Annotated in this window: 12 protein-coding genes, 3 tRNA genes and 1 riboswitch; of the genes, 8 read left to right on the top strand and 7 right to left on the bottom strand. The window is 64.2% G+C overall.

The annotated features are described in order from the left end of the window. Positions 1–7 precede the first annotated feature (7 nt). The 3 genes from DC366_RS01920 to DC366_RS01910 form a co-directional block, all read right to left on the bottom strand. Entirely contained in the window at positions 8–1495 is a 1488-nt protein-coding gene (locus DC366_RS01920) for a biotin carboxylase (RefSeq protein ID WP_279305749.1), read from the bottom strand. Next, positions 1492–4251 (bottom strand): aminotransferase class I/II-fold pyridoxal phosphate-dependent enzyme, encoded by a 2760-nt coding sequence (locus tag DC366_RS01915; protein ID WP_108690477.1) that lies wholly within the window; start codon positions 4249–4251, stop codon positions 1492–1494. The genes DC366_RS01920 and DC366_RS01915 overlap by 4 nt, the downstream gene beginning before the upstream one ends. A 78-nt stretch (positions 4252–4329) precedes the next feature. Then, on the bottom strand, positions 4330–5313 hold the full coding sequence (locus tag DC366_RS01910) for a carbon-nitrogen hydrolase family protein (protein ID WP_108690476.1): 984 nt from the start codon (positions 5311–5313) through the stop codon (positions 4330–4332). A 203-nt stretch (positions 5314–5516) separates the two neighbouring features. Between DC366_RS01910 and DC366_RS01905 the strand changes: the two genes are divergently transcribed. From DC366_RS01905 to DC366_RS01875, 7 genes are all read left to right on the top strand, one after another. Beyond that, on the top strand, positions 5517–6182 hold the full coding sequence (locus DC366_RS01905) for an outer membrane protein (protein WP_108690475.1): 666 nt from the start codon (positions 5517–5519) through the stop codon (positions 6180–6182). Positions 6183–6394: 212 nt separating this feature from the next. Further along, positions 6395–6470, top strand: a tRNA-Val gene (locus DC366_RS01900). 82 nt (positions 6471–6552) lie between these two features. Next, positions 6553–6758: riboswitch (cobalamin riboswitch) on the top strand. 136 nt (positions 6759–6894) lie between these two features. Continuing rightward, positions 6895–8736: a TonB-dependent receptor plug domain-containing protein gene (locus tag DC366_RS01895; protein WP_108690474.1), complete on the top strand. Its 1842-nt coding sequence runs from the start codon at positions 6895–6897 to the stop codon at positions 8734–8736. Continuing rightward, positions 8723–9589 (top strand): ABC transporter substrate-binding protein, encoded by an 867-nt coding sequence (locus DC366_RS01890; protein WP_243405004.1) that lies wholly within the window; start codon positions 8723–8725, stop codon positions 9587–9589. The genes DC366_RS01895 and DC366_RS01890 overlap by 14 nt, the downstream gene beginning before the upstream one ends. Before the next feature lie 53 nt (positions 9590–9642). After that, a complete protein-coding gene (locus DC366_RS01885; protein ID WP_108690473.1) occupies positions 9643–10311 on the top strand; it encodes an adenosylcobinamide amidohydrolase in 669 nt (222 codons plus the stop codon). A 107-nt stretch (positions 10312–10418) separates the two neighbouring features. Continuing rightward, positions 10419–10495, top strand: a tRNA-Asp gene (locus DC366_RS01880). Between the two features lie 146 nt (positions 10496–10641). After that, a tRNA-Asp gene (locus DC366_RS01875) sits at positions 10642–10718 on the top strand. A 43-nt stretch (positions 10719–10761) separates the two neighbouring features. On the opposite strand, the gene DC366_RS01870 is transcribed toward DC366_RS01875, so the two are convergent. Then, positions 10762–10941 (bottom strand): hypothetical protein, encoded by a 180-nt coding sequence (locus DC366_RS01870; protein WP_108690472.1) that lies wholly within the window; start codon positions 10939–10941, stop codon positions 10762–10764. A 174-nt stretch (positions 10942–11115) separates the two neighbouring features. Here DC366_RS01870 and DC366_RS01865 point away from each other — a divergent pair, with 174 nt between their 5' ends. After that, a complete protein-coding gene (locus tag DC366_RS01865; RefSeq protein ID WP_108690471.1) occupies positions 11116–11562 on the top strand; it encodes a type II toxin-antitoxin system RatA family toxin in 447 nt (148 codons plus the stop codon). On the opposite strand, the gene DC366_RS01860 is transcribed toward DC366_RS01865, so the two are convergent. The 3 genes from DC366_RS01860 to DC366_RS01850 are packed head-to-tail and all read right to left on the bottom strand — an operon-like array spanning position 11551 to position 13654. Next, positions 11551–12033: a CinA family protein gene (locus DC366_RS01860; RefSeq protein ID WP_108690470.1), complete on the bottom strand. Its 483-nt coding sequence runs from the start codon at positions 12031–12033 to the stop codon at positions 11551–11553. The two genes, DC366_RS01865 and DC366_RS01860, sit on opposite strands and share 12 nt — an antisense overlap. Beyond that, positions 12030–12527: a phosphatidylglycerophosphatase A family protein gene (locus tag DC366_RS01855; protein WP_108690469.1), complete on the bottom strand. Its 498-nt coding sequence runs from the start codon at positions 12525–12527 to the stop codon at positions 12030–12032. The genes DC366_RS01860 and DC366_RS01855 overlap by 4 nt, the downstream gene beginning before the upstream one ends. Continuing rightward, positions 12524–13654 (bottom strand): bifunctional 2-C-methyl-D-erythritol 4-phosphate cytidylyltransferase/2-C-methyl-D-erythritol 2,4-cyclodiphosphate synthase, encoded by a 1131-nt coding sequence (locus DC366_RS01850; protein WP_108690814.1) that lies wholly within the window; start codon positions 13652–13654, stop codon positions 12524–12526. The genes DC366_RS01855 and DC366_RS01850 overlap by 4 nt, the downstream gene beginning before the upstream one ends. Between the last annotated feature and the right edge of the window lie 16 nt (positions 13655–13670).

Genomic DNA, 13670 nt, shown 5'->3' with positions numbered 1-13670 from the left:
ACGCAGGCTAGAGGATCTTGAACGCAGGATCGGCCAGCGCGGGCCCGGCCTCGGCGGTCGGCATGGGGCGCCCATGCACACCCTTCTTGATGCCATGGATCCAGCGCTTGCTCCGCTCGGTCAGCTTGAAGCCATTGGTCATCGAGCGCCCGCGCGTGACCAGAATGCCGATATCGGCGCCCTCATAGCGGTAATCGCCGGGCTGCAGGATGCGCAGGAAGAACGCCTCGCTTTCGGACTCGACCGCGCGGCGGTGATAATCGAAGCGGTTGAAATCGATGCTGCCATCCTCGCGCATGCGGTAGATGCCCGTTTCCGGCACGTCGGTGGCGATGTCGACGGTATCATCGGTATGCTTGATGACCATCTGGGACCACGAATCGATCATCTTGGGGTCGGCCCAGCGGTTGTTCAGCTCCTTGATATCCAGACTGAATTTCTTCTTGGAGAATTCCAGAAGGTGGAACAGGAACAAGGGCGCGTCGGCATGCGCAAAGGCCGCGTGGTTGGTCATTGATGACGCGCCGGTGATGCGCGGGTTCAGCTCGCCCAGCCAGATATCGCCGGTTTTCTTGTCGATCAGGAAATCCAGCTCGAAATAGCCGCGATAGCCCTCCTTGCGCAGCTGCTCGCCGAATTTGAAGGTCAGCTCGCGTGCCTTCTGGCGCACTTTCGGCGGGAAGGCGGTGCTGAAAATCTCGTTCCCGCACCAGCCGCCGCGATAGGGCGTCAACTCCTTGAAGCCGACCAGCTCGGTCATCAGCGGTCCGACGATGGTGCCTTCGCGGGTTGCGCAAGCCTCGATGGCCGAGCCGCGGCAGTCGATCCGCTTCATGATCTTGATCTCGCCTTGGCCGACGATCTCATGCTCGTGGCGCCTGAAATCGGCCGCCGACTTGATGAAGAACGTGGTGTGCCCGCTGTCGCCATAGGCCGATTGCAGGACCAGATCGTGACCAAGACCCGCCTTGTCGCAAACCTCCTTCAGGTGGTCATAGCTTTCGACCACGCTCAGCGTATTGGGCACCGAGGGCACACCGGCCTTGTTGCCGATGCGGACCGTCTCGATCTTGTTGTCCATCTTCTGGCGCAGCTTGGCCTTGGGGAACCAGACATCGGCGCCCAGCTCCTTGGACAGACGCTCGGTTTCCTCATCGAACATCAGGAACACGAATTTCGGCTTGCCGCCGCGCCGCTTGATCAGGTCGATCACTTCCTTGTGCTGCAAAAGGTAGTTGTTGATATCCTCGATCGACTGGAATTCGGCATGCGGCTGCTCGGAGGGCACGAAGGTGTTGGGGTGCTTGCCGCCATAGCAGTCGATATAGCTGATATATTTGAAATTCTTGCACCACTCGTCGAGGCCGAGAAGGTTGAAGTTGGTGGCCGAGATGAAATAGATCGGATCCTCGTTGCGGTGAAAATGACGGCGGATTTCCGAGATGTTCTTGAGCTCTGTTGCCATTTGCGTGTTTCTCCCTTTGTCGTTTCTTATAGTTTCGCGCGTGCGTCGTTCAGCTTGAGCCGCGCCTGATTCGCCTCGCCCGCGCGCTTCAGCGCGTCCTGCGTGAACACCCGAAGGCCCAGATCGCCGCGATATCCGTGGATCTCGCTGACGTCCAAGGCCCGCATGAAGGACAGGATTTCAGGGCTGACCACCTGGCCCGGCACAAGGATCGGAAAGCCGGGCGGGTAGGGGATGATGAATTGCGAGGACACCACCGGATCGCCGCTGGCCATCGCGTCGTGGATCGAGCCGTCAAGCTCCAGATAGTCGCAGTTCTTCTCGTCATAGCTGAGGAAGAAGGCCGAGCGGATATCGCCCTCCGGCGTCTCGGATCCGGACCGGAACGCATCGTGAAAGCGCGAGAAATCGGGCAGGGGGGGCAGATCGTCCATCAGGTTGGAGACGCGCTTTTCAAAGCCGCGCCGCTCCATCATCGACGCGTCATCCTGCAACTCGTCCAGCTCGCGCGCGATTTCCACCAGCACCTCGATCAGATAGGCGACCGAGGACCGCGTGGTGCCGATATTGGTCATGAACAGGACCGTGTTGCGCGACGTCTTGTTGATCTGGATGCCGTATTTGTCCATCAGGATATCGGTCTTGAACGTGTCTCCGTCCCAGCCGGTGCCGCCCACGGACAGCGTCACGCGGGTGGCGTCCAGAACGAACTCGTCCTTTTCCCAGCACTCCCACATATCGGTCCAGCCCTGTTCGGGGTCGTAATAGCTGGTCACGCCGCTCTCGCGGTGGGCCTCGGGGATCATGTCACCGGCGGCCAGCACCTTGAAATACTTCTGCAAAAGCGGATGGGTAGAGATCGCGCGCCGCATCGACATCGCCGCCTCGACCTGGCGCTGGACAAATTCGAAGCCTTCCAGTTCGACCTGCCGGCGGCCCACATCCAGCGACGCTATGATCTGATAATTGGGCGAGGTGGAGGTGTGCGTCATATACGCCTCGCGAAAGGACGCCTCGACCTCGCCCTTGAAGTCCTGATCGTTGACATGGATCATCGAGCCCTGGCGCAGCGATGTCAGCGTCTTGTGCGTCGATTGGGTGGCATAGACGCGCACGCGCGATGTGGGCGGCGGGATCAGGCGGGTGTTCAGCAGCGTTTCGGTATCGGCATCCTTCAGCACCTCCTGCTGGGCATCGAAGGCCTTGATATGCTCTTCGCTGCGCAGCCGCTCGCGCAGGTTGTTGGCGGCGTTCATCGCCGTGCGCTGGCGATAGGTGGGCCCGAAACGGGCAAAGGCGAACCATGCCTCGTCCCACAGGAACACCAGATCGGGCTTGATGGCGAGACATTCCTCCATCACCCGCTCGACGTTATAGACGATGCCGTCAAACGTGCAGTTGGTCAGCAGCAGCATGCGCACGCGATCCAGCTTGCCCGCCGCCTTCAGCTCCAGCAGTTGCTTTTTCATCTCGCGCAGGGGCACGGCGCCGTACATCGAATATTCGTTCAACGGATAGCTGTCGAGATAGCAGACCTGCGCGCCGGACAGCACCATGCCGTAATGGTGCGACTTGTGACAGTCGCGGTCGACCAGCACGATGTCGCCGGGGCGGATCAGCCCCTGCACGACGATCTTGTTGCAGGTCGAGGTGCCGTTGGTGGCAAAATACGTCTGCTTGGACCCGAAGGCGCGGCTGGCAAGGCGCTGCGCCTCCTTAATCGGGCCGATCGGCTCCAGCAGGCTGTCGAGCCCGCCCGACGTGGCCGAGGTTTCCGCAAGGAAGATGTTGGGGCCGTAAAAGGCGCCCATGTCCTGGATCCAGTGCGACCGTGAAATCGATTTGCCGCGGCTGATCGGCATGGCGTGAAACACGCCGGTGGGCTGCTTGGAATACTCCATCAGCGCGGTGAAGAACGGCGTCTTGTAGCGCGACTGCACGCCGCGGATGATGTTCAGATGCAGCTCCAGGAAATCTTCCTGATTATAGAACACCCGGCGGCAGATGCCGAGGTCCAGCCCCGCGATATCCTCGACCGAGCGGTCGGTGATCAGATACGCGTCCAGCTCGGGGCGCACGCGGGCGATCATGCGGCACAGCTCGGGGCCGTAATTGCCGGGGTCCAGTTCCTCCAGTGCCTCCATCCCGCCGGCGCGGTTCAGATAGCGCGCAAGGATCGGCAGATCGACCTTGGATTCCAGGATCAGGCCGGGGCGCACAACGATGGCCTGGATATTGTGATTGAACAACACCCCCACCAGCGCATCCTGCAGGCTGGGCACGACGACAGTCTCGTAGTGAAAGGGGTCCTCGGGGCGGCGCATGCGGCTGAAATTGGATTTCAGCCAGCGCTCCTGATGCTCGTTGAGATTGTCGACGATCATCACTTCGAAATAGGGCTTGGTGTGGGCGCGGGCCTCCAGCGATTGCATCGCCTCGTCTTCGTGATCGTCCGATTCCGTGCCGTCGCGGTCCAGCGGGATGTGGCGCCGCCGATACGCGCCGCTGGTCAGCGCGCGGGTGATGCGCTGCACGGTGAAGGCCAGGTCTTCGTAATGTCCGGTGTCGAAGGCGCGGCGCAGCATGTCAAAGGCGGCGGTGCCGGGAAAGGCCCAATACGCCTCGATCGGGGCGAGCGAATGTAGCAGACCGTCGATCTTCGTGGTCAGTGACTTGGCCATCCGGCCCCCCGGCGCGCGTACCAGCGCCCCCGTGGCCTCGCGCAGCGCGCTCCAGCGGTCGGCGCGCAACTGCACGGCCGAGTAGTAGTCTGTCATGGACTGCATTCAATTTCCCCGTGTTGTGGCGGCGGATCAGGATGGTCGCGGGGGGGAGTTGATGTATCCTGATCGTCCGCGGTGTCATCAATTCGTGATCGGCGGCAATCCCCCGTTGAAACCCGGCGCATCCCCCTCGGGCAGCGCGCCGCCGCCTGTATCCTTGCCGATCCGGGCATCCGGCGCGGTCAGATCGGCGCGCAGCGCGCCGACGCGGTCCTGGCGCGGAATGTCGAGCGGACCCAGCCGGTGCAGATAGGCATCCGTGCCGCTGGTGCGGTCATAGACGGAAAAATCCACCTCGCGGTCGCGAAAGCTTTTCAGCACTTGGCCCAGCCCCTTCATGCCGCGCTCGCGCTGGCGGCGCACGGTGTCCAGATCCACCTCGATCGGGAACATGTCCTCCTGGCCCGCGGATTGGTGCAGCACCATCGATGTCGGATCCACGACGCAGGATTTGCCCACACCGCCCGCGCCAAGCCCGTTCACATCGAAGATATAGCATTGAAACTGCGCCGCGGTGGCCCGCGCGATGGCCAGCTCGGCCTCGCGGTCGGTGGTCCCGGTCAGCACCGGGTGCAGCAGCACCTCGACCCCTTGGCTGGTCAACTGGCGCGTGGTTTCGGGAAACCACATGTCATAGCAGATCGAGAGGCCGAAGCGGCCCACCTCGGGCACGTCGAAGATGCAGAATTCGGTCCCGGCCTCGACCCCTTCCTCGTAGGGGCGGAAGGGGAATATCTTGCGATAGGTGCAGATAACCTCGCCCGCCGGGTCGATGACGCTGGCGGTGTTGAAGATGCGCCCATCCTCGGCCGTCTCGAACATCGAGCCGGGTATCAGCCACACATTATGACGCCGGGCCGCCTCGCAAAAGCGGTCCACCGTCTCGTTGCGCAGCGGCAGTGAGAATTTTGTCAGCGGGCCAAACGGCGCAAGCTCGGAAAACAGCACCATCTGCGTCCAGGGAAACCGCGCCATGAGCAGATCCAGCCGATGGAGCATCCCATCCACATTGGACTGCAGCGCGTTGACGTGCATCTGAACGCCTGCGATGGCGAATGGTGTCATCTGGCCCGTTCCCCTCGTGGTTTTCCCAGCGGTTCGGCCAGCTTACGCCAGGTGGATTCGAAATAACAACAGTGGAGTGGCACCCCGCCGCCCGAGGCCGCGCGCAGTAAAGTGGTCGTTCCCCCTCCAAACGGACGGGGCGCGGCCCGGCGCCGGTGTCCTAAGGAGGGGCACTGAAGTTCGGAACAAGGGGAAAAACTGTCATGTTCATCAAAAACCTCGGCATCATTGCCGGCGTCGCGGCATCGCTTGGGGCTAGCGCCGCGCTGGCGGGCAACGTCGCGCCAGCGCCAGCGCCTGCCCCGATCATCGCGCCCGCCTTGGTCGACTGGTCCGGCCCGTTCGTGGGCGCGCAGTTCGGCGGTGGCTTTGCCGATACCGATTTCCGCTACAGGGGCGCGACACCGAACGCGGCGGACCATGACAGTGACGGGCTGTTTGGCGGCATTTACGGCGGCTACGATTTCCAGTCCGGCGCGAATGTCTTCGGCGTGGATCTGGCCTATAATTTCGCGGACATCACGGGCTCCACGGAATGCCCGAACCCCACATTCACCTGTTCGTCGGAGCTGGAGGATTTCGGCGCGATACGGGGCCGCTATGGCCGGGCGTTCAACGACATCCTGATCTACGGCGCCGCCGGCTATGCGTTCGGCGACGCCAAGGCCGATGCCGCGAGGGCCGGGGCAGCGCCGGTATTCCTCGACAACAGCGCCAGCGTGGATGGCTGGACGGCGGCCCTGGGTGTTCAGAAAATGCTGCAATCGGGCTGGGCGCTGCGCGGCGAGGTTGCCTATTACGATCTTGCCTCCAGCACCGGCGCCATCGTTGCCGACAGCGGCGATCCGGCAAGATCGGCATGGACATGACGACGGTGTCGATCGGGATCGAAAAGCGCTGGTAAGCAGGCGCTTGCGTCCGACCCTGGAAAGGGCCGCAGGACGCCAAGGTAATCGGCCGTGCTTGAAGGTCGTTTAACGATTTTTATCAGTGTGTTGCGTCGCCGACTTCAACCAAAGCGGCGCAGATCTGCTCTCAAGGCTCTTGCCAGATCCCGCGCGCACCACTAAAGGGGGCGCGCGGGTGATTAGCTCAGTTGGTAGAGCGCTTCGTTTACACCGAAGATGCCGGGGGTTCGAGTCCCTCATCACCCACCATCCCGCGCTTTTCAGCTTGTGCAGGCCAGCCATCATTCGGCCCGGCGCGGCATTTTTCCCTTTCTAACGCAGGGCGGCTGGGCTAGAGGTGACATGCTTTGGCCCGGACGGGAAACCGTTCGGATAATAGGGAACTACGGTGCGGCGCCATTTGCCAAAACCGTGACTGCCCCCGCAACTGTAGGCGGCGAGCGAAGCCGGAATCATGTCACTGCCGTATCCACGGCGGGAAGGCCCGGCCAGCGACGACCCGCAAGTCAGGAGACCTGCCAAAGTGCTCACCCTGTCCGGACGCGGGGCGCGTCGTGGGCAACGGATTCTTCCGGTGTGGTGGCATTTTCGCCGCCTGCGGAGGGGCCAGACGTCACTCCGCATGCATATCCTCGACTGCACCGCCTCCGCCCGAGGCGACCCGGAGACGTAAATGAAACGCTCTTTTCTCACCACGACATGCCTCACCGCAACCGGTCTGGCCCTTGGCGGCACGCTGATCGCAAACGGCGCCGCCGCGCAGCAAACCTATGATCTGGGCACTCTCGTCCTGTCCTCCAGCCTCACCCCGGTCGAGCTTGGCCGCACGGGCGCCACCGTCGAGGTGCTGGAGGGGGGCGAGGTGGGCCGGAACGACACCCGCGTTCTGGACCGCCTTGACCGGCTTCCAGGGGTCTCCTCGTCGTCGACTGGCGGCTTGGGCGCAGGCTCGACCTTGCGTATTCGCGGGCTTTCGGCCCGGTATGTCGGGGTGCGCCTGAACGGCATGGACATATCCGATCCCTCCAATGGCGGTCAGGAGTTCAACTTTGGCGGGCTGACATCGTCGGGCATCCAGCGCATCGAGGTGCTGAAGGGCTCGCAATCTGCGCTCTACGGCTCGCAGGCGATTGCGGGCGTGATCAACATGACGACGTTCACGCCCGAAAAGCTGGGATATTCCGGCGAGGCAAATGTCGAGGCCGGCACCTATGACACCTACTCCGGCAGCCTGAGCGCGGGCTACAAGACCGAGCGGGGCTATGTCGCGCTCAGCTATGGCCGGATCGAAACTGACGGCTTCTCGGCGCAGAGTTTCAACACCGAAAAGGACGGCTTCCGGCAGACGACCGTTGATATGACGGGCGAATATGCGGTCACTGACAGCCTCACGGTGGGGACCGCGCTGCATTACCGCGACGGCAAGGTCGAGATCGACCGTTTCAATGACCCTACTGGCGAGAACTACATCGAGGAATGGGGCGCACGTGTCTTTTCAACGCTGGAGGCCGGTGCGCTGACCCACACTGTCAGCTACACCTATTTCGATATCGACCGCGACGATCCCGGAGGATTCACCCGCAAGTTCACCGGCGAGCGCCAGACCTTCGATTATCTTGGCACTGCCGAACTGGGCGCGGCCACGACACTTAGTTTTGGGGCCGAGCACGTAACCGAAAAGTTTACCAACGATGCCGACCGCGGGTCAGAAGACAATACCGCGATAAAGGCCGAATTGCTGGTCAGCCCCACCGACCGGATCGATCTGTCCGCGGCGCTGCGCTATGATGACAACTCCGATTTCGGCGGCAAGACAACGGGCCGACTGGCGGCCGTGTGGCGACCTGTCGAGGATGTGGCGTTCCGCGCCGTCGTCGGGACAGGCTACCGCGCGCCATCGCTTTACGAGCGTTTCAGCCTTTATGGCCTTCCGTCGCTGCAGCCCGAAAACAGCACCAGCTATGAGCTGGGCGTCGAAAAGACGTTCGGCACCGCCGGCTACGTCAAGGCGACGGTGTTCTACACGACGATCGACGATCTGATCGATTTCGATTTCTTCAACAACGGATGCAACAATGGCAACCAAGGATGCTACCTTCAGGTACTTGGGGAAACCACATCGAAAGGCATCGAGTTGTCGGGTGAATTTGCGCTCACAACTGGCCTGAGCGTCTTTGGAGCCTACACCTACAACGACGCCGAGACAGACGGCCAGCGTCTGCAGCGCACGCCCAAGCATGATCTGGTTGTCGGGCTCAGCAATGACTTCACCGACAAGCTGTCCGCATATGTTGACGTGCGCCATGTCGCTGACATCATCCCCAGCCCGTTTGCCCCGGTCGGTCACAAGGTCGGCGACTATACCCTTGTCGGGGCGGGCATGTCCTATGACGTCACCGAAAAGGCCGAGCTTTACCTGCGGATCGAGAACCTCTTTGACGAGGATTACGAGACGGCGGGCGGCTACAACCAGCCCGGCCGCGCGGCCTATGTCGGGCTTCGTGCGACCTTCTGATCGCATCAGGTGCATCGCTGCGCGCGCCCTGCTGGCGGGTGCGGCGGTGCTGATGGCGCCGCCGGTGGCGGCGGCGCCGCAGCGCGTGGTGTCGATCAACCTGTGCACCGACCAGCTGGCCATGCTGCTGGCCGCGCCGGGGCAGCTGATCTCGGTCAGCCGCATCGCGCTCGATCCGCGCGTGTCGGCCATGCCCGAGCGCGCGGCGCGCCACCACATCAATGCCGCGCGCGCCGAGGAGGTGCACGCCATGACGCCCGATCTGGTGGTTGCGGGCGAGTATACCAACCGCGATACCGTTGCGCTGCTGCGGCGGCTGGGGATCGAGGTGGTGCAGTTCGACATCGTGCATTCGCTGGATGAAGTGCGCGAGCGCATCGCGCAGATGGGCCGCGCGCTGGGGCGCGAGGCGCAGGCGGACGCCATGATCGCCCAGTTCGATACGGATCTGGCGCGCCTGCGCAAAGGGCAGGGCGCGGCGCCGGGGCCGGATGCGCCGCGGGCGGCGCTTTATTCGGCCAACGGCTATACATCGGGAGACAAGTCCCTGTCGGGCGAGATCCTGGCCGCGGCGGGCCTGCGAAACGCGCCGGCCGAGGCGGGCTATGGCTGGGGCAAGCTGCCTTTGGAGATACTGGCGATGATCCAGCCCAATCTTGTCGTCACGGCAGAACGCTATCCGGGCGGCTCGCGCGCAGAGGAGGTGATGGATCACCCGGTGGTGGCCGGGCTGCGCGGTCCGGCGGCGCGCGCCACGATCTCCGATCAGGATTGGGTGTGCGGCACGCCTTTCGTCCTGCGCGCGATCGGTGATATGGCGGATGCGCGCCGCCGGATCGAGGCGGGCGAATGACGCGGGCGGATCGGCGTCCATGCGGCGCCCCGACCGCGCTTTGAGGAGGCACCATGCCCGCACTTCAACTGGACGTCCCGTGGCTGGAATTCGATCTTGGCGGCGATTTTCAGGTGCTCAGCTGGGCGATCAACCGCCCCGGTCTGGTCACGGCGCGCCGAATCCTCTGGCGAGAGGTCCGCAATGCCGATCTGCCGGAAACCCTGGATGTCGAAGGCTGGTTGCAGGGCGCGCTGGCCGCGCGCGGCGCACTGGACGCGGTGACCTTCCTGACATCGCGCGACATCCGCCATCATCACGTGGCAACGGCGCAGAGCGGTGACGGGCGGGCCACCGCCATCGCCACGGTGGGGCTGTCCAACGCCGAGCGCATCGGCCATCGGCAGGATCGCACCGGCCACGATTGGGGCACGATCAACATCGCGCTGCGCCTTGATCCGGGCCATGGCGCGGGGCTGACCCATGCGGCGCTGCTGGAAGCGCTCAGCATCGCGGCCGCCGCGCGCACCGCGGCGGTGATGGAGGCGGGACTTGATCTGCCCGCCGGGCGTGCCACCGGAACCGGCACGGACTGCATCGCCGTGGCCGCCCCGCCGGGTGACATCTCATACGCCGGCATGCATACCGAGCTGGGCGAGGCGGCGGGCCGGGCCGTCCACAGCGCGGTGGCGCAGGGCGCCGAGGAGTGGATGCGCCAATACCGCCCGGCCGTCTCGCCCTGACGGAATGCGCTCGCGCATTTTTCGCGCATCTGCCGCTTGACGCCCCCCTGCGGGCCGACTAAAGACATGCAACGCTTGGCGGGCAGTGGCCCACCGGCGCGCAGTGGGCGGTTGTAGCTCAGTTGGTTAGAGTACCGGCCTGTCACGCCGGGGGTCGCGGGTTCGAGCCCCGTCAACCGCGCCATCACTGCATTTTTCCTTGGTATCGCTGCATAATGCGCACCCGCTCAGGGCCCCGGCGGTCTGCGCGATAAAATCGCGCGGTGCCGGGAAAAGGGCGCAATTCACCATTGACGGCCCTCGACGGCTCCACTAATCCAAGGCTCACGCGCGGTTGTAGCTCAGTTGGTTAGAGTACCGGCCTGTCACGCCGGGGGTCGCGGGTTCGAGCCCCGTCAACCGCGCCACTTTTCTCCTTAATATAAATTGCCGGATGCGGCAGCCGCGCTGTCACGGGCGATAGCCGCGCCGCAGCGCCTTTTCCGGCGTCAGCGCGTCGGGCCAGCCGAAATAATGCTCGATCGCGTAGAGCAGCACGCAAAATGCGATGATCGCCAGCACGAACTTGACCCGGCCCGCACTGGGCGGATGACGGGCCCAGCGGGCCGCGCGAAGCAGCCAATGGGTCATCGGCGGGCCTTCCCGCGCTGCATGAGGTTCGCGTTGAAGCCAATTGAAGTGAAAAGAAAAATAATGATTCTCCCGGTGCGTCTTGCGCCGTGCGCGCCGTGCGGCCCTTGTCTTTTCGGTGCCAGTCTATGACATAGGGCGGACCTGTCACGAAAAAACACAGGAGCCGGACACGTGCCGACCCATTCCGAAACCCGCCAGCTGCCCTATTCGGCGCAACAGATGTATGATCTGGTCGCCGATGTCGATAATTACCCCGAATTCCTGCCGTGGAATTCAGCCGCCCGCGTGCGCAGCCGCACGCCCCAAGACGACGGCAGCGAGGTGATGGAGGCGGATCTGGTCATCAGCTTCAAGGTCTTTCGCGAGAAGTTTACCAGCCGCGTGGTCCTGTGGCCGGCCGAGAAAAAAATCGACACGAAATACCTGGACGGGCCGTTCAAGCATATGATTTCCAAATGGCAATTCACCGACACCGAGGGCGGCTGTGCGGTGGATTTCCATGTCGATTTCGAATTTCGCAACCGCCTTTTGCAATCGGCGGCAGGGCTGTTCTTTTACGAGGCGATGCAGCGCATCGTGCGCGCGTTCGAGCGGCGCGCGCATGAGCTATACGGCTGACATCCGCTCCAGGGCGGCGCCAAGCAGCGCCAGCGCGTGATCGCGCGCCGCGCGGCGCACGGCCCCGCGTCCCAGCGCGCCGAACTCCTGCATATCGACCTGCACCGGCACGCCCGTGCGCGCGATGCCGAAGCAGACCCGCCCCTCCGGCTTGGCGTCCGAGCCGCCCGGCCCGGCGATGCCGGTGATCGACACGGCCAGATGCGCGCGCGAATTGCGCAGCGCGCCGACGGCCATCTCAGCCGCGACATCGTTGCTGACGGCGCCGCGCGCGTCAAGCGTGGCCTGCGCGACGCCGAGCATCTGGATTTTCGCCTCATTCGAATAGGTTACAAAGCCGCGTTCAACCACATCGGAACTGCCCGGCACCTCCGTCAGCGCCGCCATCACCATGCCGCCCGTGCAGCTTTCGGCGGCGGCGATCATCACCCCCTTGCCGCGCGCCAGCGCCAGAAGATCCTCGGCCCTCATGTGCCCAGAAGGCCGTGGGAAATCCCCGCCAGAACGATGACGCAGATGGCGGCCAGCGCGCCCGCGAACACATCGTCCAGCATCACGCCCAAGGGCGTGTGGCGGCGATCGGCCCAGCCCACGGGGCCGGGTTTGAAGATGTCGAAAAGGCGAAACAGCGCGAAGGCGGCGATCCAGCCGGGCCAGAGCGCGAAGATCGACGCGCCCACATGCCACGCCCCGAAGGACAGCGGCAAGAGGGCCACCCATTGGCCCACGACCTCGTCCACCACCACATAGGACGGGTCCTGATCGTCCTGCCACCGCGTCACCTGCGTGGTCGCCCAGAGCCCCTCGAAGAATACCGCGATGATCGCGATGACCAGCAGCCATGGCCCGCCCAGAAGATGCAGCAGTGCCGCCATCGGCAGCGCCGCCAGCGAGCCCCAGGTGCCGGGGGCAGGACGCAGATTGCCGATCCCGCCAACCGTCGCCACCAGTCGCGCGACCCTCATGGCCGCACCAGAAGCACGCTGGCCAGCGCCGCGATCCCCTCCTCGCGCCCGGTAAAGCCAAGGCGCTCGGAGGTGGTGGCCTTGATCGAGATGCGCTCCATCGCCAGTCCGGTGATCTGCGCGACGGCGCGGCGCATCTCGTCCGCATGCGGGCCGATCTTGGGCCGCTCGCAGACCAGCGTCAGGTCCATGTTGCTGATCTCGAACCCTTTCCCGGCGGCCAGCGCGACGGCATGGCGCAGGAAGACATGGCTTTCCGCGCCTTTCCACTGCGGATCGGAGGGCGGGAAATGGCGCCCGATATCGCCCTCGGCCAGCGCGCCGTAGATCGCATCGCACAAGGTATGCAGCCCGACATCGGCATCCGAATGGCCCTGCAATGCGCGGTCATGTGGCACGGCCACGCCGCACAGCATCACATGATCGCCCGGCCCGAAGCGGTGCACGTCATAGCCATTGCCGATGCGAATATCCATTCTACCTCTCAGCTGCGCTTCTGCGCGCGCGAAATCGTGGGGATGCGTGATCTTGAGATTATCCTCATCGCCCGGCACGATCTGAACGTCAAGACCGGCGGCGCGCGCCACCGCGACATCATCGGGCGCATCCCCCTCAAAGGCCCGGTGCGCCGCCAGAATGGCCGCAAAGTCAAAGCCTTGCGGCGTTTGCGCGCGGTAGAGCCCTGCGCGCTCGCGCGTCCCGGTCACCCGGCCCCCTTCGCCGCACCAGAGCGCGTCGGTGACCGCCAGCGCCGGTGCGGCGGCGGGCCCGCCCTCCAGCGCCGCCAGAACGCGGCGGATCAGCGCGGGGCGGGTGCAGGGGCGCGCGACGTCATGGATCAGCACGCGCGTCGCGCCCGTGCCCTCCAGCGCCTCCAGCCCTGCGCGGACCGAGGCCGCTCGCGTGGCGCCGCCGGCGGTGACGCTGACGCCTTCGGGTGTGTTAAATTTAGCCATATCATCAGGATGCAGGACGATCTTGATGTGGCTTATTTCAGGAACCCCGGCAAATGCCCGCAAGGTCCAGTCGATCACGCGCGCGCCCGCGAGGGGCTGCCACTGCTTTGGCCGGTCCCCCCCGGCGCGGGTGCCGCGCCCGGCGGCGACGATCAAGGCGGCGCATGTCATGGCGCGCAGCCTATAG

The organism is Pelagivirga sediminicola, assembly GCF_003072125.1.
Lineage (GTDB): Bacteria > Pseudomonadota > Alphaproteobacteria > Rhodobacterales > Rhodobacteraceae > Roseovarius > Roseovarius sediminicola.
This window is presented reverse-complemented; position numbering and strand designations above follow the sequence as displayed.

What these genes read in the sequence shown, in the direction of transcription:
- DC366_RS01855 (WP_108690469.1), bottom strand. Translation starts at nt 12,527, where the DNA reads ATGAGGGTCGCGCGACTGGTGGCGACGGTTGGCGGGATCGGCAATCTG.
- DC366_RS01915 (WP_108690477.1), bottom strand. Translation starts at nt 4,251, where the DNA reads ATGCAGTCCATGACAGACTACTACTCGGCCGTGCAGTTGCGCGCCGAC.
- DC366_RS01885 (WP_108690473.1), top strand. Translation starts at nt 9,643, where the DNA reads ATGCCCGCACTTCAACTGGACGTCCCGTGGCTGGAATTCGATCTTGGC.
- DC366_RS01860 (WP_108690470.1), bottom strand. Translation starts at nt 12,033, where the DNA reads ATGAGGGCCGAGGATCTTCTGGCGCTGGCGCGCGGCAAGGGGGTGATG.
- DC366_RS01850 (WP_108690814.1), bottom strand. Translation starts at nt 13,654, where the DNA reads ATGACATGCGCCGCCTTGATCGTCGCCGCCGGGCGCGGCACCCGCGCC.
- DC366_RS01905 (WP_108690475.1), top strand. Translation starts at nt 5,517, where the DNA reads ATGTTCATCAAAAACCTCGGCATCATTGCCGGCGTCGCGGCATCGCTT.
- DC366_RS01895 (WP_108690474.1), top strand. Translation starts at nt 6,895, where the DNA reads ATGAAACGCTCTTTTCTCACCACGACATGCCTCACCGCAACCGGTCTG.
- DC366_RS01910 (WP_108690476.1), bottom strand. Translation starts at nt 5,313, where the DNA reads ATGACACCATTCGCCATCGCAGGCGTTCAGATGCACGTCAACGCGCTG.
- DC366_RS01870 (WP_108690472.1), bottom strand. Translation starts at nt 10,941, where the DNA reads ATGACCCATTGGCTGCTTCGCGCGGCCCGCTGGGCCCGTCATCCGCCC.